The 17,116-nt window shown below is 73.5% G+C and carries 20 protein-coding genes; 11 read left to right on the plus strand and 9 right to left on the minus strand.

Annotated features, from left to right (window positions below; all coding sequences use genetic code 11):
* Window positions 1-67 precede the first annotated feature (67 nt).
* Window positions 68-1,003: a DMT family transporter gene (locus ACFV9M_RS32930; protein WP_385076441.1), complete on the minus strand. Its 936-nt coding sequence runs from the start codon at window positions 1,001-1,003 to the stop codon at window positions 68-70.
* A gap of 74 nt (window positions 1,004-1,077) precedes the next feature.
* On the opposite strand from ACFV9M_RS32930, the gene ACFV9M_RS32935 reads away from it, so the two are divergent.
* Window positions 1,078-2,007, plus strand: a complete 930-nt coding sequence (locus ACFV9M_RS32935) for a LysR family transcriptional regulator (protein WP_385076443.1) — start codon at window positions 1,078-1,080, stop codon at window positions 2,005-2,007.
* 128 nt (window positions 2,008-2,135) lie between these two features.
* On the opposite strand, the gene ACFV9M_RS32940 is transcribed toward ACFV9M_RS32935, so the two are convergent.
* Together ACFV9M_RS32940 and ACFV9M_RS32945 are read right to left on the minus strand one after the other, a co-directional pair.
* Window positions 2,136-2,606, minus strand: a complete 471-nt coding sequence (locus ACFV9M_RS32940; RefSeq protein WP_385076446.1) for a pyridoxamine 5'-phosphate oxidase family protein — start codon at window positions 2,604-2,606, stop codon at window positions 2,136-2,138.
* A gap of 199 nt (window positions 2,607-2,805) precedes the next feature.
* Window positions 2,806-3,309, minus strand: a complete 504-nt coding sequence (locus ACFV9M_RS32945) for a Rieske (2Fe-2S) protein (RefSeq protein ID WP_385076449.1) — start codon at window positions 3,307-3,309, stop codon at window positions 2,806-2,808.
* A gap of 293 nt (window positions 3,310-3,602) precedes the next feature.
* On the opposite strand from ACFV9M_RS32945, the gene ACFV9M_RS32950 reads away from it, so the two are divergent.
* From ACFV9M_RS32950 to ACFV9M_RS32975, 6 genes are all read left to right on the plus strand, one after another.
* Window positions 3,603-4,358, plus strand: coding sequence for a HipA family kinase (locus ACFV9M_RS32950; protein ID WP_385076452.1), 756 nt, complete (start codon window positions 3,603-3,605; stop codon window positions 4,356-4,358).
* Window positions 4,355-4,771, plus strand: coding sequence for a DUF3037 domain-containing protein (locus tag ACFV9M_RS32955; RefSeq protein ID WP_385076455.1), 417 nt, complete (start codon window positions 4,355-4,357; stop codon window positions 4,769-4,771). Before ACFV9M_RS32950 ends, ACFV9M_RS32955 begins: the two co-directional genes overlap by 4 nt.
* Window positions 4,772-4,909: 138 nt before the next feature.
* Window positions 4,910-5,671 carry a 3-oxoacyl-ACP reductase FabG gene (fabG, locus tag ACFV9M_RS32960; RefSeq protein WP_385076458.1) on the plus strand — a complete coding sequence of 254 codons (762 nt, stop codon included), beginning with the start codon at window positions 4,910-4,912 and terminating at the stop codon, window positions 5,669-5,671.
* A 19-nt stretch (window positions 5,672-5,690) separates the two neighbouring features.
* Complete coding sequence (locus ACFV9M_RS32965; RefSeq protein WP_385076460.1) at window positions 5,691-6,452, plus strand: SDR family oxidoreductase; 762 nt, start codon at window positions 5,691-5,693, stop codon at window positions 6,450-6,452.
* A gap of 395 nt (window positions 6,453-6,847) precedes the next feature.
* The gene (ung, locus tag ACFV9M_RS32970) at window positions 6,848-7,531 is read left to right on the plus strand and encodes a uracil-DNA glycosylase (RefSeq protein WP_385076463.1); all 684 of its coding nucleotides are present in this window, start codon (window positions 6,848-6,850) and stop codon (window positions 7,529-7,531) included.
* A 227-nt stretch (window positions 7,532-7,758) separates the two neighbouring features.
* Window positions 7,759-8,235, plus strand: a complete 477-nt coding sequence (locus ACFV9M_RS32975; RefSeq protein WP_385076465.1) for a hypothetical protein — start codon at window positions 7,759-7,761, stop codon at window positions 8,233-8,235.
* Window positions 8,236-8,268: 33 nt separating this feature from the next.
* Here the strand turns inward: ACFV9M_RS32975 and ACFV9M_RS32980 are convergent, their stop codons facing one another.
* The 3 genes from ACFV9M_RS32980 to ACFV9M_RS32990 all read right to left on the minus strand — a co-directional run bounded on the left by ACFV9M_RS32980 (window position 8,269) and on the right by ACFV9M_RS32990 (window position 10,232).
* Entirely contained in the window at window positions 8,269-8,802 is a 534-nt protein-coding gene (locus tag ACFV9M_RS32980; RefSeq protein ID WP_385076468.1) for a hypothetical protein, read from the minus strand.
* A 117-nt stretch (window positions 8,803-8,919) separates the two neighbouring features.
* On the minus strand, window positions 8,920-9,432 hold the full coding sequence (locus ACFV9M_RS32985) for a DinB family protein (protein WP_385076471.1): 513 nt from the start codon (window positions 9,430-9,432) through the stop codon (window positions 8,920-8,922).
* 95 nt (window positions 9,433-9,527) lie between these two features.
* Window positions 9,528-10,232 (minus strand): TetR/AcrR family transcriptional regulator, encoded by a 705-nt coding sequence (locus tag ACFV9M_RS32990; protein ID WP_385076474.1) that lies wholly within the window; start codon window positions 10,230-10,232, stop codon window positions 9,528-9,530.
* A gap of 99 nt (window positions 10,233-10,331) precedes the next feature.
* Here ACFV9M_RS32990 and ACFV9M_RS32995 point away from each other — a divergent pair, with 99 nt between their 5' ends.
* Window positions 10,332-11,528, plus strand: a complete 1,197-nt coding sequence (locus ACFV9M_RS32995; RefSeq protein ID WP_385076477.1) for an FAD-dependent oxidoreductase — start codon at window positions 10,332-10,334, stop codon at window positions 11,526-11,528.
* Between the two features lie 10 nt (window positions 11,529-11,538).
* Window positions 11,539-12,450, plus strand: coding sequence for a Gfo/Idh/MocA family protein (locus tag ACFV9M_RS33000; RefSeq protein ID WP_385076480.1), 912 nt, complete (start codon window positions 11,539-11,541; stop codon window positions 12,448-12,450).
* On the opposite strand, the gene lnt is transcribed toward ACFV9M_RS33000, so the two are convergent.
* The 3 genes from lnt to ACFV9M_RS33015 all read right to left on the minus strand — a co-directional run bounded on the left by lnt (window position 12,368) and on the right by ACFV9M_RS33015 (window position 15,168).
* Complete coding sequence (gene lnt, locus ACFV9M_RS33005; protein WP_385076483.1) at window positions 12,368-13,933, minus strand: apolipoprotein N-acyltransferase; 1,566 nt, start codon at window positions 13,931-13,933, stop codon at window positions 12,368-12,370. The genes ACFV9M_RS33000 and lnt overlap by 83 nt on opposite strands.
* A 141-nt stretch (window positions 13,934-14,074) precedes the next feature.
* A complete protein-coding gene (locus tag ACFV9M_RS33010) occupies window positions 14,075-14,548 on the minus strand; it encodes a nuclear transport factor 2 family protein (protein ID WP_385076486.1) in 474 nt (157 codons plus the stop codon).
* 170 nt (window positions 14,549-14,718) lie between these two features.
* On the minus strand, window positions 14,719-15,168 hold the full coding sequence (locus ACFV9M_RS33015) for a carboxymuconolactone decarboxylase family protein (RefSeq protein WP_385076489.1): 450 nt from the start codon (window positions 15,166-15,168) through the stop codon (window positions 14,719-14,721).
* 83 nt (window positions 15,169-15,251) lie between these two features.
* Here ACFV9M_RS33015 and ACFV9M_RS33020 point away from each other — a divergent pair, with 83 nt between their 5' ends.
* Both ACFV9M_RS33020 and ACFV9M_RS33025 read left to right on the plus strand, forming a co-directional pair.
* Window positions 15,252-16,130: a sigma-70 family RNA polymerase sigma factor gene (locus tag ACFV9M_RS33020; RefSeq protein ID WP_385076492.1), complete on the plus strand. Its 879-nt coding sequence runs from the start codon at window positions 15,252-15,254 to the stop codon at window positions 16,128-16,130.
* A gap of 143 nt (window positions 16,131-16,273) precedes the next feature.
* Window positions 16,274-16,867 carry a DUF4291 domain-containing protein gene (locus tag ACFV9M_RS33025; RefSeq protein ID WP_385076494.1) on the plus strand — a complete coding sequence of 198 codons (594 nt, stop codon included), beginning with the start codon at window positions 16,274-16,276 and terminating at the stop codon, window positions 16,865-16,867.
* Window positions 16,868-17,116 lie beyond the last annotated feature (249 nt).

Here is a 17,116-nt window from a genome sequence, read left to right on the forward strand (position 1 = left end):
TCGTCAGAGCCGTGTCGAGCGGTGTCGTCCGAGCCGGGCCGTCCGGCCGGGACGGCCCGGCTCGGGCCTACGACTTCCCCCTCACCTGCGTCAGCGCCGCCCCTGCCAGCACGATCACCGCCCCCACCGGCGTCGACCAGCTCAGCGACTCGCCGAGGAGGGCGACGCCCGCGGCCGTGGCGATGACCGGGATGAAGTACGTGACCATCTGGGCGGTCGTCGGGCCGACCTCGGTGACCAGGCCGTACTGGATCAGGACCGCCAGGCCCGTGCCGAGGGCGCCCAGCGCGGCGACGGCGAGCAGCGGGAGCAGCGGCAGGCGGGTCGGGAAGCTGGTGAACAGGGGGGTCACGACGGCCAGCTGGACGGTCGCCAGGAGCAGTTGCGCTCCCGTCATCGACAGCGCCGAGGAGCCGGTGCCGGCGAGGGTGCGACGGACGTAGATCCAGCCGATCGGGGAGCTGAGGGAGGCCAGCAGGGCGAGGGCGGTGCCCCGGGCGTCGAGCCCGTCGAAGCCGTGCCAGGCGCCGAGGACCGTGAGCACGCCGAGGAAGCCCAGGCCCAGACCCGCGACCCTGACCCGGGTCGGCCGGTCCTCGGAGAGGGCGACCAGGGACAGGGCCATGCCCCACAGCGGCGAGGTCGCGTTGCAGATGCCGGCGAGCGTGGACGGGATCGTCAGCTCCGCGTAGGCGAAGAGGGAGAACGGCAGCGCGTTCAGGAGGAGGGCGGCGACCGTCAGATGCCCCCAGGTGCGCGCCCCGCGCGGCAGCCGCTCCCGCTTCACCGCCATCGCGGCCGCCAGTACCGCCGTACCGAACACCAGCCTGCCGAGCGTCACCTGGAACGGCGCGTAGCCGTCCGTGCCCACCTTGATGAGCAGGAAGCTGAAACCCCAGATCAGCGACAGGGCGGCGAAACGCAGACGCCAGTGCGGGGTGCGACGGGGGCGGGCGGGGGAGGCCGGGACGCGGGTGCGGGCGACGGGGGCGGCGGTGGTCATGGTGACCACCGTGCGGGACAGAACCTCGTAGCACAATCGAGATTTCGCGCTCGGTATTGCGTAGCATTGCTTACATGTGGAACCTGGAGCGCCTGCGCACCCTCGATGCCCTCGCCCGGCACGGCTCGGTCAGCGCCGCCGCATCGGGGCTGCACATCACGACGTCGGCCGTCTCGCAGCAGCTGGCCAAACTGGAGCGGGAGGTCGGGCAGCAGCTCCTGGCCCGGCACGGGCGGGGGGTGCGGCTGACCGACGCCGGACGGCTGCTCGCCCAGCACGCGGCACGCATCCTGTCGCACGTCGAACTCGCGCAGTCCGACCTGGAGGCGCACCGCGGGCAGGTGGTGGGCGAGCTGCGGCTGTCGGCCTTCCCGACCGCCGCGCGCGGCCTGTTCCCCACCGCGCTGGCCGGCCTGCGCGCGGAGCACCCCGGGCTGCGGGTGCGCTCGTGCGAGCTGGAGCCGGAGAACGGGGTCGCCGGGGTGGTGCGCGGCGACCTCGACCTCGCGGTCGTCCTCGACTGGTACAACAAGCCGATGCCGGTCCCGGACGGCCTGGTCAAGGCACCCCTCCTCGACGACCCGGCCGAGGTGGCGATGCCGGCCGGGCACCCGCTCGCCGGACGGGAGGAGGTGGACCTCGGGGAGTTCGCCGAGGACGAGTGGATCACCTGGGGCGAGGGCGAGTTCTGCCACGAGTGGCTGATGTTCACGCTCCGCTCCCGCGGCGTCGAGCCCATCGTCGGCCACCGGGCGGCCGAGTCCCACACCCAGATGGCCCTGGTCGCCGCCGGTCTGGGGGTGTGCATCGCGCCCCTGCTCGGCCGACGGCCGGTGCCCGAGGGAGTCGTCACCGTCCCGCTCCGGCCGCGGGTCCGCCGGCACGTCTACGCCGTGTGGCGGGCCGACGCCGACCGCCGTCCGTCGATCCGGGCCGCGGTCGGCGCGCTGAAGTCGGCGGCGAAGAGGCTGGCTGACGGGCCCGAACCGGTGGGCGCGGGCTGACGCCGTCTCCCTTCCCGTTCCCGTCCCCGGCCGTTCCTGTCCCCGGCCGTTCCTGTCCCCGGCCGTTCCTGTCCCCGGCCGTTCCCGCCCAGGGCCGTTCCCGTTCCCGGCCGCTCCCGCCCGCCGGCCTATCCGCCGGCCGCCAGCTTGCGGAAGTCCCAGGACACGGTCTTCTCCGGCCGCAGCCGCAGCCACGCGTGCCGCCCGTCGTGCGGAATCGAGTCCAGCCCGAAGTTCTTGCGGGCGAACAGCGTCTCCACCGCGTCGAGTTCGGCGCACAGTTCCCCGGTGCGTGGGATCTCGCCCACGAACTCCACGGTGCCGGACAGCTCGACGCCGCGCAGCGACTCGTACTCCTCGCCCGTGTCGACCACGACCGCGACCCGCGGATCGCGCCGCAGGTCCGCCCACCGCTTGCTGCGCACCACCGAGTACAGCCACAGCGCGGAGCCGTCCCACAGGAACCACAGGGCGCTGACGTGCGGGGCGCCGTCGGCGGAGACGGTGGCGACCCGGCAGGTGCGCTGGGCGGTCAGGAACGAGTCCAGCTCGCCCGGCGTCATCATGATCTTCCGGCCCCGGCGCTGAGTGACGGTCATCCGGCCCTCTCTCCTGTTCGCTTCGCTTCTCCCACGTCGTGCCTCGGGCGATTCTCCGACGTCATGCCGACAAGCGGTACGGGGTTGCCACCGGAGCGCACCCCCGCGATGATCCGCCGCACTCCCGTGCCGGTCGCCGCGGTCGCCGCGGTCGCGGCCGAGGACGAGGGCCGGCCTGGCCGGAGGGGCTGGGCACGCGTCAGGCGAGGGTGATCGAGTCCCCGCTGACCGTGATCTGCACCTCGGGCAGCGGCTTCGTCGCCGGACCGCTCTGCACGCTGCCGTCCGTGATCGAGAAGTTGCTGTTGTGGCACGGACAGTTGATGACGCCGTCCGCGATGCTCTTCACCGCGCACCCCTGGTGGGTGCAGACCGCCGAGAACGCCTTGAACTCGCCCGCCGCCGGCTGGGTGACGACCACCTTCTGCGCGTCGAAGACCTTGCCACCGCCCTCGGGGATCTCGGCGGTGGTCGTGAGCGCGCCGTCGGCCGCCGCGCCGCCGGTGTCCGCCGACCCGGAGCCGCCCGTCGAACCGGTCGATCCGGCGGAGTCCGAGGTGCCGGCCGAGGCCGAGGAACCCGACGTGTCGTCGTCGGAGCCGCCGCACGCGGTCAGCGCGACGGCGAGCCCCGCGGCTCCGGCGGCCGCCACGACGGTACGGCGGGCGGGCGTCGGAACGGGTTTGATCGATGCGCTGGTCATGCGGGGAATCCCTTCCGGGGAGGTTCGGTGATCTGCGGGAAGGTACGGGCCGTTTGCGCACGGTGTTCAAGCCGCGCGGCGGTCGTCCGGCGCACGCCCGTCGGTCGTCCGGCGCACGCCCGTCGGTCGTCCGGCGCACGCCCGTCGGTCGTTCGACGGCCGCCCGTCGCTCGTTAGGCCCGGACGGTGTTCGAGATGGTGGCCCCTCCGGGGTGAGGGCGGCGTAAGCCACGGCTGTCGCGGAGCTGTCGGCCGGGCGGGTCCCGGCATCCGGGCCCCAGTAGCCTGGGGCGATGCTCAAGGAAGTCGTCGCGACCCGTTACATCACGCCCCTGCGTGAGGGCGGCTCGCTGCCGGGGCTCGTCGAGGCCGACGACCTCGCCACCTACGTCCTGAAGTTCACCGGCGCCGGACAGGGCCGCAAGACGCTCGTCGCCGAGGTGGTCTGCGGCGAACTCGCCCGCCGGCTGGGTCTGCGGATGCCCCGCCTGGTCACCGTCGAGGTCGACCCGGTGCTGGGGCTCGGCGAACCCGACCAGCAGGTGCAGGACCTGCTGCGCTCCAGCCGCGGCACCAACCTCGGCATGGACTTCCTCTCCGGCGCCCTCGGCTTCGACCCGCTCGCCTTCCCGGTGAGCCCCGAGGAGGCCGGCCGGATCGTCTGGTTCGACGCGCTGGTGAACAACGTCGACCGCTCCTGGCGCAACCCCAACCTGCTCGTGCACGGCGGCGACCTGTGGCTCATCGACCATGGCGCCACCCTCATCTGGCACCACAACTGGCCCTCCGCCGAGACCTCCGCCGCCCGCCCCTACGACGCCGGCGACCACGCCCTCGCCCGCTTCCGGCCCGACACCGCCGCCGCGGCCGCCGAGCTGGCCCCCCTGGTCACCGCGGACCTCCTCGCCGAGGTCACCGCCGAGATCCCGGACGTCTGGCTCGCCGACGAGCCCGGCTTCGACACCCCGGACGCGCTGCGCCGCGCCTACGCGGCACCCCTCCTGGCGCGCGCCGCCGTCATCCACGAACGCATCAAGGGGGCCGAGTGAACGACCGCCACATCATCAGGGCCAGCGAGGCGAACGAACGGGACGTCTACGAGTACGCCCTGCTGCGGGTCGTCCCCCGCGTCGAGCGCGGCGAGTGCATCAACGCCGGCGTGCTCGTCTACTGCCGGGCCCAGGCCTACGTGGGCGCCCGCACGCATCTCGACGAGGCACGGCTGCTGGCCCTCGACCCGCACGCGGACGTGGCCGGCGTCCGCGCCGCCCTGCGGGCGGTGGAGACGGTGTGCGGCGGCGGGGACGCGGCCGGTCAGGCGGCCGGCGACGACGCCGGCCGGCGTTTCCGCTGGCTGATCGCGCCCCGCTCCGCCGTCGTCCAGCCCGGCCCCGTGCACACCGGGCTCACCACCGACGCGGCCGCCGAGACGGAGCGGCTCCTCACGCTGCTGGTGAGGTAATGGATCACACGCGCGCGGTGCGCCGTTGACACCGGGTGCCAGGACTTCTAGCGTCACGTCTGCTGAAGGTACTAAGCGGTCGGTCACCCATGGAGCCGGTCGCGTGGAGCCGCACCCCAAGGGCGAGGAGAAGCAGCAATGTCCACCACTGAGCAGCGGGTCGCAGTAGTCACGGGCGCGGCACGCGGCATCGGCGCCGCCACGGCCGTACGGCTGGCCGCCGAGGGCCGCGCGGTCGCGGTCGTCGACCTCGACGAGGCCGCCTGCAAGGACACCGTCGAGAAGATCACCTCGGCGGGCGGCCGGGCGATCGCGGTCGGCGCCGACGTCTCCGACGAGGCCCAGGTCGAGGCGGCCGTCGCCCGCGTGGCCGAGGAGCTCGGCGCCCCGACGATCCTCGTCAACAACGCGGGCGTGCTCCGCGACAACCTGCTGTTCAAGATGAGCGCCTCCGACTGGGACACCGTCCTGAACGTGCACCTGCGCGGCTCGTTCCTGATGACCAAGGCCGTCCAGAAGCACATGGTCGACGCAGGCTTCGGCCGCATCGTCAACCTCTCCTCGTCCTCCGCGCTCGGCAATCGGGGCCAGGCCAACTACTCGGCAGCCAAGGCCGGTCTCCAGGGCTTCACCAAGACCCTCGCCATCGAGCTCGGCAAGTTCGGCATCACCGCCAACGCCGTCGCCCCCGGCTTCATCGTCACCGACATGACGGCCGCGACCGCCGCGCGGGTCGGCATGGGCTTCGAGGACTTCCAGAAGGCGGCCGCCTCGCAGATCCCGGTGCAGCGCGTCGGCGAGCCCGACGACATCGCCAACGCGATCGCCTTCTTCACGGGCGAGGCCGCCGGCTTCGTCTCCGGCCAGGTGCTGTACGTCGCCGGCGGACCGCTCAACTAGCTCACCAGGGGTCACCGACATGACTGAACTGCCCGCCCTCTCCGGCAAGGTCGCCCTGATCACGGGCGCCAGCCGCGGCATCGGCCTCGGCGTCGCCGAAGCGCTCCTCGCCCGCGGCGACCGGCTCTGCATCACCGGCCGCAACGAGGACGCCCTCAAGGAGACCGTCGAGAAGCTCGGCGCCGACCGCGTCATCGGCGTCGCCGGCCGGGCCCACGACCTGGACCACCAGGCCGCCGTCGTCGACCGCACGATGGAGGCCTTCGGCCGCATCGACTACCTGGTCAACAACGCCGGCACGAACCCGGTCTTCGGGCCCATCGCCGACCTCGACCTGGACGTGGTCCGCAAGGTCTTCGAGACCAACGTGGTCTCCGCCCTCGGCTTCGCCCAGAAGACCTGGCACGCCTGGCAGAAGGACAACGGCGGCGCCATCGTCAACATCGCCTCCGTCGCGGGCCTGTCGGCCTCGCCCTTCATCGGCGCGTACGGCGTCAGCAAGGCCGCGATGATCAACCTGACCCAGCAGCTGGCGCACGAGTTCGCGCCGCGGGTACGGGTCAACGCGATCGCTCCCGCCGTGATCAAGACCAAGTTCGCGCAGGCCCTGTACGAGGGCCGGGAGGCCGAGGTCGCGGCCTCCTACCCGCTGGGCCGGCTCGGCGCGCCCTCCGACATCGGAGGCGCCGCCGCGTTCCTGACCTCCGAGCAGTCCGACTGGGTCACCGGCCAGACGCTCGTCGTCGACGGCGGCATCTTCCTCAACGCCGGCGTGGGCTGACCGCCCCACCCCGCACGGCCCCGCACGGCCCCAGGGCGCCGCTTCCCGACCGGAGGCGGCGCCCGTCGCGTGCGTCTCACAGGTTGTCGCACACCGGGATGACGACGTCGTCGCCCTCCGACGCGATCGCATCGTTTCTCCGCCCCCGCTTCACCCGGCGTGGCGCTGCGGTTCTGCCCACGAGGACATCTCCGGCGGGGAGCGGGCGCTGGACCCGTCGACGATCGTGAGGGTGTGGGAGCTGTCCCGCAAGGCGGGCTGATGGCGCGGACGGCGCGCCCGTCGGCGGCGGAGCCCGGTGCCAGGCGTTCGCCGGACGGACCGCGGTGCCCGTTGTCAGTGGTCGCCTGTAGGTTCTGTGGTCTGGAAGTGACCGCACAACGAAGGACGTTGACGTGACCGACATCGCCATGCTGCCCGAGTCCTGGCGCGGGGTCCTCGGCGACGAGCTGCAGCAGCCCTACTTCAAGGAGCTGACGGAGTTCGTCGAGGAGGAGCGAGCGAAGGGTCCCGTCTACCCTCCGCGCGAGGAGGTCTTCGCCGCGCTCGACGCGACGCCGTACGAGCGGGTGAAGGTCCTGGTCCTCGGCCAGGACCCGTACCACGGCGAGGGCCAGGGGCACGGCCTGTGCTTCTCGGTGCGGCCCGGCGTGAAGATCCCGCCGTCGCTGCGCAACATCTACAAGGAGATGCACGAGGAGCTGGGCACGCCCGTCCCCGACAACGGCTACCTCATGCCGTGGGCCCGGCAGGGCGTGCTGCTGCTCAACGCGGTCCTCACCGTCCGCTCCGGCGAGGCGAACTCGCACAAGGGCAAGGGCTGGGAGAAGTTCACGGACGCGGTGATCCGGGCCGTGGCCGACCGTCCCGACCCGGCGGTGTTCGTCCTCTGGGGCAACTACGCGCAGAAGAAGCTGCCCCTGATCGACGAGACGCGGCACGTGGTGGTCAAGGGCGCGCACCCCTCCCCGCTGTCCGCGAAGAAGTTCTTCGGCTCCCGGCCGTTCACCCAGATCAACGAGGCGGTGGCCCGGCAGGGCCACGAGCCGATCGACTGGACGATCCCGAACCTGGGCTGACGTCCTTCGAACCTGGGCTGCCCCCTCCCGAACCTGGGCCGCCCCTTCCCGGGCCGGCCCGTTCCGACTCCGACCGGCCCGGTTCGACCGTGACCGGCCTGTTCCGACCGTGACCGGCCCAGTTCGACTCCGACCGGCCCGGTTCGACTGCGACCGGTCCGGTGGAGCCTGACCGGGATCGCCACCGGCTCCGGTTAGCGTCGTGGCAACGACGCAAGGAGGCCGCCGTGGTGGATCGACAGGGGCAGACGGCGCCCGACGCCGTGCTGACGCGCATCGGGCAGGTCGTGATGCTGCACCACGGGGGAGACCGCGAGGAGGCCCGGCGCCGCCTGCTCGAGCTGTGGACGGAGATCGGCGAGGACGGTGACGCGCTGCACCGCTGCACACTGGCCCACTACCTCGCCGACACCCAGGACGACCCGTTCGACGAGCTGGCCTGGGATCTGCGGGCCCTGACGGCGGCCGAGGAGGACGGTGACTCGCCCGAGGTGCGGGCGCTGTACCCCTCGCTCCAGCTCAACCTGGCGGCGGACTACGTGAAGCTGGGCCGCTCCGAGGCCGCCCGCGCCCATGTGCGCAGGGCGCGGGGAGCGGCCGGCGCGCTCGGCGACGACAGCTACGGGGACGGGGTGCGGGCGGCCATCATCAGGATGGAACTGCGGCTGGGGGAGCCCGGCTGCGGCCACCCCGGCGGGGCCTAGGCCAGGCCCAGGTCGCGACCCAGCGCCCTGCCGTCAGTACGCCTGCTCGCAGATCACCGCCTGCGGGCTGTCCGAAGGCCAGCCCCCGTACCGCCTGCCGAGAGCGCAGACGTCGGTGTTCCTCTCGACCTCCTCCCGCACGTCGGGGATCTCCCCGCGCGGTGACGCCGGGCGCGCGGGTTCCGGCCGTGCCGGGCGGGTGCGGGGGCGCTGCTGCGGGACGGTGCGGGGACGCGCTTGCGGGGCGGTGCGGGGCGGCGGCTGCGCGGCCGGGGCCGACGTGGCCGGTGCCGGCGGGGTGGTCCGCCGCGCCCGTGGCGGCGCGGTCGGTTCCGGCGCGCGCGGCGTACCCACCCTCTCCAGCGCCTCCAGGGCGGGAGCCTGGACGACCCGGGTGCCGGCCCGGCCGTCCGGCGTCGGCAGCGGCGCGGTCGTGGGCGCGGACGGTGAGGAGGGGGCCGCGGGCGGGCCCGGCGCCGGCGGGTGCTGGAGGGTCACGCATCCGGTCAGGGCCGAGACGGCCACGGTCACCAGGAGCGTCGCGGTGGTCGACGTCGTTCGATGCACCCGCGCCACTCTGCTGGGTCCGGCCCGTGCAGGCACGGCGGTCGGGCGGGCAGTGGCCCACACGGGTGATCCACCGCCCCCTGAGGGGGAGGACAGCCCTTCCGCGCTGACGTCGTGTCAGTCCCCCGTGACGCCGTCGACGCGCTCGCGGAGCAGGTCGGCGTGGCCGTTGTGCCGGGCGTACTCCTCGATCATGTGCGTGTAGATCCAGCGCAGGCTGTACGGCTCCCCCGTGGAACGGCGGACGCCCCGGGAGGGCTCGTCGAGCCCGTGTCCGGCCGCGTTGCGCCGGGCGACACCGATCTCGTCCTGCCAGGTGGTGTGCGCCTCCCGCCAGGTGTCCGCCTCGGTGAGGTGGAACTCCCCGTCGGGGTCCTCGTCGCTGAAGTAGATCGGCCCCGCGTCCTCGCCCATGAGGACCGCACGGAACCAGCCGCGTTCCACCTCCGCCATGTGCCGCACCAGCCCCATCAGGGACAGCTCGGACGGCGGCGCCGAGGCGCTGCGGAGCTGGGCGTCGGTGAGGCCCTCGCACTTCCACGCCAGGGTCTGCCGGTGGTACTCCAGCCACCCCTCCAGCATGGTGCGCTCGTCGGCGTCGCCCGCCGGTTCGCTTCGCTGTGTCGTCATGCCCGCATCGTTTCCCAACGGGCCCCGCGGCCACCACGTCTTTTCCGCGGTCGTCTGCCGGGGAGCCGGCGGGCGGGCGGCCGACGGGCCCGCCGTCAGCCGCCGAGCATGCCGTCGAGCAGTTCCCGCAGCCCCGCCCGTACCTCGTCCAGGCTCGGCGTCCGCGCGCCGAAGGAACCGGCCACGCAGGAGAACATCAGCCCGTCCGCCCAGGCGACCAGGGACAGCACGTGCCGGGCCGGGTCGGGAGAGCCCGCGGCGGTGAGCAGGGCGGTGAGCCGGTCGCGGAAGGCGGCGCCGGCCGTGTCGTAGAAGGTCCGCAGTTCGGGGCGGCGGGTGGCCTCCAGGGCCAGTTCGTAGCGGGCGACGAGCAGGTCGCGGTGGTGGGCCAGGGAGCGGTGCACCGCCAGGGCCAGGGGTTCGGTCAGCGCGCCGGGGCCGCCGCGCGGATCCGGCATCTCCTCCAGTGCCAGCACCCGGGCCTCCCGCTCGGCGAGCCGCCGCACGGCCAGCCCGAGCAGCGCCTGCCGGGTGCGGGCGAGGTTGGAGGTGGACCCCTGGGGCAGCCCACCCGCCTCGTCCACCGCCCGGTGCGTCAGCCCGCGCATGCCCCGCTCGGCGAGCAGGGCGAGCGCGGTGTCGGCGACCAGTTCGGCACGGGAGCCGGAGGAAGTCGACGAGCCGGAGGAAGTCGACGAGCCGGAGGAAGTCGATGAACCGGGGGAGGGGGACGAGCCGGGGGCGGCGGGGGAACCGGGGGAGGCGGGCGGACCGGGGGAGGCGGAGGCCGGCAGGGGCATGGGACCAACCTACCGCCAGCACTACACCCGTAGTATCGTCACGCCCATGGCCTCACTACAGATGTAGTGGGGCGGGGTTGTCCGACCCGAGGAGGAGCCATGGCACAGTCGCAGCACGCGGTCGTCGTCGGGGGCGGGATCGGCGGCCTCACCGCGGCCGCGGCCCTGCACCGGCGCGGCCTGCGGGTCACCGTCCTGGAGCGGGCCCCGTCCCTGGCCCCCGTCGGCGCCGCCATCTCCCTGGCCCCCAACGCCCTGCGCGCCCTCGACGTCCTCGGTGTCGGCGACCGCGTCCGCGACCTCGCCGCCTGGCAGGGCGACGGCGGCCTGCGCACCCCGCGCGGCCGCTGGCTCTGCCGCACCGGCGCGGACGCGGTGGCCGCCCGCTTCGGCGGCCCCCTGGTCCTGCTGCACCGGTCCACCCTCGTGGACATCCTCGCCGGCCTGCTCCCGCCCGGCGCCGTCCGCACCGGCACGCCCGCCGCCCTCGCCGACCCGGGCGGCACCGGCCGCCCGGCCCGTGTGACCACGCCCACCGGCGAACTGGAGGCCGACCTGGTGGTCGCCGCCGACGGCATCCACTCCGCCGTACGCCGGACCCTCTTCCCCGGCCACCCCGGCCCGGTGTACACCGGCTTCACCACCTGGCGGATCGTGATCCCGCTGCCCGGCGCGGAGTTCGCCTCCCACGAGACCTGGGGCCGGGGCCGCCTGTGGGGGTCCCATCCGCTCAAGGACGGCCGGGTGTACGCGTACGCCGCCGCCACCGCCCCGGCCGGGGAGCGCGCGCCCGACGAACGGGCCGAACTGCTGCGCCGCTATGGCGACTGGCACCGGCCCGTCCCCGACATCCTCGCCGCCACCCGCCCCGAGGACGTCCTGCGGCACGACGTCCACCACCTGGCCGAGCCGCTGCCCGCCTTCCACCGCGGCCGTGTCGCCCTCGTCGGCGACGCCGCGCACGCGATGCCGCCCTCCCTCGGCCAGGGCGGCAACCAGGCGGTCGAGGACGCGATCGTCCTCGCCCACCACTGCGCCGACCTCCCCGCCTACACGGCCGCCCGGCTGCCCCGTACGACGGCCGTCACCCGGCAGGCGCTGCGGACGGCCCGGCTCAGCATGGCCTCCCACCCCGTCGCCGTCGCCGTACGCGACACCGCGGTGGCCGCGCTGTCGGCGTTCGGGCCCGCCCTCTTCCTGCGCGGCTTCGACGGGATCGCCGACTGGCGGCCGCCGCCGTCCCCGTATGCTGCCGTCCAGACGGACGTGGACAGGCACAGCGCGGACCCGCAGTGAAGGAGCACCCGTGAAGGTCGGCTGCATCGGACTCGGCGACATCGCGCGCAAGGCGTACCTGCCGGTGCTCGGCGCGCTGCCCGGCCTCGAACTGCACCTGCACACCCGCACACCGGCCACCCTCGACCGGGTCGCCGACACACTCCGGGTGCCCGCCGGGCAGCGGCACCGGGACCTCGACGCGCTGCTCGCCCAGGGCCTGGACGCCGCGTTCGTGCACGCCCCCACCGACGTCCACCCCGAGATCGTCGCCCGGCTGCTCCAGGCAGGCGTCCCCACGTACGTCGACAAGCCGCTGGCGTACGAACTCGCCGACTCCGAGCGGCTCGTGGCGCTCGCGGAGGAACGCGGGACGAGCCTCGCCGTCGGCTTCAACCGGCGCCACGCCCCCGGCTACGCGCAGTGCGCCGACCATCCGCGCGAGCTGATCCTCATGCAGAAGAACCGGATAGGGCTGCCCGAACAGCCCCGCACGATGATCCTCGACGACTTCATCCACGTCGTGGACACCCTGCGGTTCCTCGCGCCGGGCCCGGTGGATGACGTGACGGTGCGGGCCCGGGTCGTGGACGGGCTGCTGCACCACGTCGTCCTCCAGCTCGCCGGGGACGGCTTCACCGCGCTCGGCGTCATGAACCGCCTCAGCGGCTCGAACGAGGAGATCCTCGAGGTGTCCGGGCAGGACACCAAGCGGCAGGTCGTCAACCTCGCCGAGGTCGTCGACCACAAGGGCCAGCCGACCGTGCGGCGGCGCGGCGACTGGGTGCCGGTGGCCCGCCAGCGCGGCATCGAACAGGCCGTCCTGACCTTCCTGGACGCCGTGCGCGCGGGCAAGGTGCTCAGCGCCCGGGACGCGCTGGCGACGCACGAACTGTGCGAGCGGGTGGTGCGGGCGGTGGCGGAGCGCTCCGCCGCGTCCTGACCGCCCGCGCCCCCTCCGCCAGGCACACGGCCGCCAGGACGAGCAGCGCCGCGCGGACCGGCCAGTCGCCGAAGCGGACGTACGGGGTGGTGCCCCCGGTGAGCGGCACCTCGCGGACGGCCGCGGCGCTCGCGTCCGTCCCCAGCGCCGGGCCCAGACGCCGGCCGCCCGCGTCGTACACCGCGGAGACGCCCGTCAACGTCGCGTGGACGAACGGCCGGCCCGTCTCCGCGGCGCGCAGGGCGCCGAGCGAGGCATGCTGCGCGGGCGCCCAGCTCCGCTGGAACGTCGACGTCGACGACTGCGCGACCAGCACGTCCGTACCGTCCGCGGCGAGCCGCCGGCTCATGTCGGGGAACGCGGTCTCGAAGCACACCATCGGCCCGATCCGCAGCCCGGCCCCGACATCCATCACGACCTGCCCGCCGCCGCGCCGGCGGTCCTCGCCGGCCGCCTTGCCGACCGAGGTCGCCCAGCCGAGCAGGGAACGGGCCGGCACGTACTCGCCGAACGGCACCAGGCGCATCTTGTCGTACCGGTCGCCGGTCGCGCCGTCCGGTCCGACCAGGATCGAGCTCTTGTAGATGCCGGGCCGGTCGGAGCGGCGGGCGTCCACGTTGACCAGGATCTCGGCGCCGGTCGCCCGGGACAGTGCCGCCAGCCGCCGCGCCAGGTCGGGCCGGTCGTCCAGGTCGTACCCGACACCGCTCTCGCCCCAGACGATCAGGTCGACGTCCTGCCCGGCGAGCCGGCGGGTCAGCTGTTCCTCCCGGTCGAAGCGGCGCTCGGGCCCCTCGACGACGCCCGGCTGCACCACGGCGATCCGGGCCTGTCCTGTCACCTCCGGACGCGGCGACCACACCCACGCGGCGCAGGCCGCGGCCGCGGTGGCGACCAGCCCCGCGACGGCGGGCACCCGGTGCGCCGGGACGGCGGCGAGCACGGCGAGCGCCACGTTCACGGCCACCACCAGGAAGCTGAGCAGCCACACCCCGCCGACGGACGCCAGCCGCAGCGCCGGCTCCACCTGCCACTGACTCGCGCCGAGCATGCCCCACGGCCCGCCGAGGCCCTCCCAGGAGCGGACGAGTTCCACGGCCAGCCAGCCCGAGGGCAGTACGACGAGCGCGGCGACGACCCGCCCCCGCGCGGGCGCCCCCGCCAGGAACCGGCGCACCAGCCAGCCCCACGGCGCCCACAGCGCGCCCAGCAGCGCGGCGATCACCAGGGTGAACACGTGCAGGAACGGCAGCAGCCACAGGTGCATGGCCAGCATGAACCCGAACCCGCCGCTCCAGCCGTCGTACACCGCCCGCCGTCCCGTCGGCGCCGAGCGCGCGAGCAGGATCCAGGGAACCAGCGCGAGGAACGCCCACCACCACAGGGCCGGCGCCGGGAACGCCGGCACGGGCAGCGCGCCGGCCAGCGCCACCACGGCCGACCGCCGCCACGGGGAGGTGAGCCAGAGACCGAACGTCTTCATACGGCACCTCCCTACCCGCGGATGGCTCCAGTGTGCGCGCCCGCGGTGATCTCCGACCAGATGGCCTCGCGGCGGCGGAGAGGGCAGGGGAGAGGGCAGGGGAGAGGGCAGGGGACGCGGCTGCGGACCGGCGCCTGCCCGTCAGGAAGACGTGTCCCCGTCGCGCGGCCCGCGCCACAGCTCCCGGACGACCACCTCGTGCAGCCGCCAGCCGTCGTCCGTGCGCAGCAGGCCGAAGTCGTACCGGCCGCCGCGGACGACGTCGGGCGCGGCCGAGGAGCCGTCGCCGGCGAGCCGCAACGTGGAGACGTAGTCGGCCCGGAGCCGGGCGGTGTCACCCCGGTCGCGTTCCAGGACCCCGAAGCGGAGGCGGCGGTTCACGACGAGGTGCTGCCGCACCGGGAACCCCCGCAGACTCTCCGCGAGCCAGTGGGCGACCTGCCCCGCGGGCCCCTCGATCCCGCCCGCGGAACGGTAGTCCGCCCGTCCGTCCGGCGTGAACAGCTCCCGGTACGCCGTCCAGTCCCCGTCCTCGACGGCCACCGCGTAGTCGGTGACCAGCTCGTCGACGGCCAGTCGGTCCATCACGGTGGCGAGCTCCGCACGCTGCGTCATGGCCCGAGTGTTGGGCATGGGCCGTGCCCAGCCAAGAGGCGTGCCACGACCGGCGCGCACGGGCCCCGCAGCATCTCGGCGCGCACGGGCCCCGCAGCATCTCGGTCCGTGGGGCGTCACCCTCGGGTGAGGGGAGGCGCTGTCCCCGGGCGGACGACGCCCCGCCCGGGTCACCAGGTCTTGCCGGCCTGCTCTCGGATCGTGCGGTTGATCCGGTTGAAGAAGTTGGTCGTCGCGATCTCCAGGATGATCGCGCCCAGTTGCTCCTCGCTGAAGTGGTCGGCGGCGGCGTCCCAGATCTCGTCGGTCACGCCCGGTGCGCCGTCCTGGAGCCGGGTGGCGGCCTCGGTCAGGGCGAGTGCCGCCCGCTCCTCCTCGGTGTAGAAGGACGTCTCACGCCACGCGACCACGTTGTGCAGCCGCTCCTCCGTCTCACCGGCCTTCTTCGCCGACTGGACCGTGGCGAAGACGCAGGGGCTGCAGCCGTTGATCTGGCTGGTGCGCAGGTGGACCAGGGACAGCAGGTGCTTGTCCACGCCCCCGGCGTGAATCGCCTTGTAGAGGTGCTGGATCGCTGTGATCACGTCGGGATCGGCCGGGCCTGTCATGCGTGCTTCCATCGGTGTTGCTCCTTCATCGGTTACCTGAGCCCCTCCGGGCCCGTCATCACCCGTGACGGAGCAGAGCCGAGGAAGGTAACAACATGTCCGACACCAGCCCGGCGGAACCGATGGCCGAGGCGTTCGAGGCCCAGCGCGACCGGCTGCGCGCGGTCGCCTACCGCATGCTCGGATCGCACGCCGACGCCGAGGACGTGGTCCAGGAGGCCTGGCTACGCCTTTCCCGTCAGGACGCGGCGACCATCCACAACCTCGTCGGCTGGCTGACCACGGTGGTCGGCCGGATCAGCCTTGATGTCCTGCGGTCCCGCCAGGCCCGCCCGGAGGCGTTCTACGACGACCGCCTGTCCGAGCTCGTGGTGACGCTCGACGACGGTCCTGTTCCCGAGGACGACGCGGTGCTCGCCGACTCGGTCGGGTTCGCGTTGCTCGTCGTCCTGGAGTCGCTCCGGCCGAGCGAGCGGCTGGCGTTCGTGCTGCACGACCTGTTCGCGGTGCCGTTCGAGGAGATCGGCCAGATCCTCGGCAAGTCCACCGCTGCCACCAAGATGCTCGCCAGCCGCGCCCGAAGGAAGGTGCGGGCGACCGAGCGGCGCACAGGCGCCGGACGGGAACAGCGCGAAGTGGTCCAGGCGTTTCTGGCGGCGGCTCGCCGCGGCGACTTCGAGGGGTTGCTGCGGGTACTCGACCCCGAGGTGAAACTGACCGTCGACACCCCGTCCGGCGTAGTCGTCACTCTCGGCGCCACCAAGGTCGCAGCCGGTGCGCAAATGTCCGCCGGCGCGGCCGCACAGGGGCGGGCGGTGCTCGTCAACGGCTCCTCGGGGATCGTGTCCTGGCGCGAGGACGGCACCCCTCTCTCGGTCGTCGCGTTCACCGTCGTCGACGGCCGGATCACCGAGATGACGATCGTGATCGACCCGGCCAAGCTCGCGCTGATGGACCTGCCGGATCCGGCGTGAGTCCCTGCCGGGGCAGGTCCCAGCCGAGCGCCGAAGCGATGCACCGGCTGCCGTCCGGTGCTGGGGTCGGAGCTCTCCGCCGCCGAGAGGCGGCAGCCGAAAATCAGTGGCCGCCTGAACCGGCCGACTCCACGCTGTACGCCATGGAAGAACCGCGACGCAGGATCCGTGCGGCCCACTCGGAATCCACGATCACCGTCTACCAGGCGTACTCCCCGCACATCGGCCTGCCCGCTGCCCGCGACGGCCGTTTCCCCGCCGTGTGGAAGCGGGACAGGATGACGTGGATCAAGCCGTCGTTCCTGTGGATGATGTACCGCTGCGGCTGGGGCGCCAAGGAGGGGCAGGAGACCGTTCTCGCTGTCGAGATCACCCGAGACGGTTTCGAGTGGGCGCTGCGCCACGCCTGTCTGTCGAGTTACGCCCGCGGGGTCCACCCCGACCGCGCCACTTGGCAGCGTCAGTTGAGGCGCGCGCCCACCCGCGTGCAGTGGGACCCGGAGCGGGACCTGCGCCTGCGTTCCCTGCCGTACCGGTCCCTGCAACTCGGCCTCTCCGGTGAGGCCGCACGACGGTACGCGGACGAGTGGACGGTCGGCATCCGCGACGTCACCTCCCTCGCTCATGAGATCCAAGCCCTCGTCGGCGAGGGGGATTTGGGTTCCGCCGCCCGACTGCTGCCCCGGGAACGGCCCTACCCCGTTGGAGACGAGCTTCTTGCCCACCTGCACGGATGACGGGCTGCTCCACCCGGCCAGGCTCCGCCCCATGGGTCACATCAGGCTCCGTCCCATGGGTCACATCAGGCTCCGTCCCATGGGTCACATAGGGAAGTGCGCCGCCGGGGTCACCGCCCTCCGGGAGCTTTCATGGACAGGACGCGATCACGGACTAGTACTGCAACCGCATCTGGAGGGTGTGGCCTCGGCGTTTGTAGTGGGATCGGCGGGCTCGGGCCTGGCTGCGCCGTCGGTAGCGTGACCAGT

It is taken from the genome of Streptomyces sp. NPDC059895 (assembly GCF_042731035.1).
GTDB lineage: Bacteria > Actinomycetota > Actinomycetes > Streptomycetales > Streptomycetaceae > Streptomyces.

Coding starts and splice junctions, on each gene's coding strand:
- ACFV9M_RS33015 (WP_385076489.1), bottom strand. CDS start 15,168: ATGGAAGCACGCATGACAGGCCCGGCCGATCCCGACGTGATCACAGCG.
- ACFV9M_RS33010 (WP_385076486.1), bottom strand. CDS start 14,548: ATGACGCAGCGTGCGGAGCTCGCCACCGTGATGGACCGACTGGCCGTC.
- ACFV9M_RS32965 (WP_385076460.1), top strand. CDS start 5,691: ATGACTGAACTGCCCGCCCTCTCCGGCAAGGTCGCCCTGATCACGGGC.
- ACFV9M_RS32990 (WP_385076474.1), bottom strand. CDS start 10,232: ATGCCCCTGCCGGCCTCCGCCTCCCCCGGTCCGCCCGCCTCCCCCGGT.
- ACFV9M_RS32945 (WP_385076449.1), bottom strand. CDS start 3,309: ATGACCAGCGCATCGATCAAACCCGTTCCGACGCCCGCCCGCCGTACC.
- ACFV9M_RS32935 (WP_385076443.1), top strand. CDS start 1,078: ATGTGGAACCTGGAGCGCCTGCGCACCCTCGATGCCCTCGCCCGGCAC.
- ACFV9M_RS32995 (WP_385076477.1), top strand. CDS start 10,332: ATGGCACAGTCGCAGCACGCGGTCGTCGTCGGGGGCGGGATCGGCGGC.
- lnt (WP_385076483.1), bottom strand. CDS start 13,933: ATGAAGACGTTCGGTCTCTGGCTCACCTCCCCGTGGCGGCGGTCGGCC.
- ACFV9M_RS32940 (WP_385076446.1), bottom strand. CDS start 2,606: ATGACCGTCACTCAGCGCCGGGGCCGGAAGATCATGATGACGCCGGGC.
- ACFV9M_RS33020 (WP_385076492.1), top strand. CDS start 15,252: ATGTCCGACACCAGCCCGGCGGAACCGATGGCCGAGGCGTTCGAGGCC.
- ACFV9M_RS32985 (WP_385076471.1), bottom strand. CDS start 9,432: ATGACGACACAGCGAAGCGAACCGGCGGGCGACGCCGACGAGCGCACC.
- fabG (WP_385076458.1), top strand. CDS start 4,910: ATGTCCACCACTGAGCAGCGGGTCGCAGTAGTCACGGGCGCGGCACGC.
- ACFV9M_RS32950 (WP_385076452.1), top strand. CDS start 3,603: ATGCTCAAGGAAGTCGTCGCGACCCGTTACATCACGCCCCTGCGTGAG.
- ACFV9M_RS32930 (WP_385076441.1), bottom strand. CDS start 1,003: ATGACCACCGCCGCCCCCGTCGCCCGCACCCGCGTCCCGGCCTCCCCC.
- ACFV9M_RS33025 (WP_385076494.1), top strand. CDS start 16,274: ATGGAAGAACCGCGACGCAGGATCCGTGCGGCCCACTCGGAATCCACG.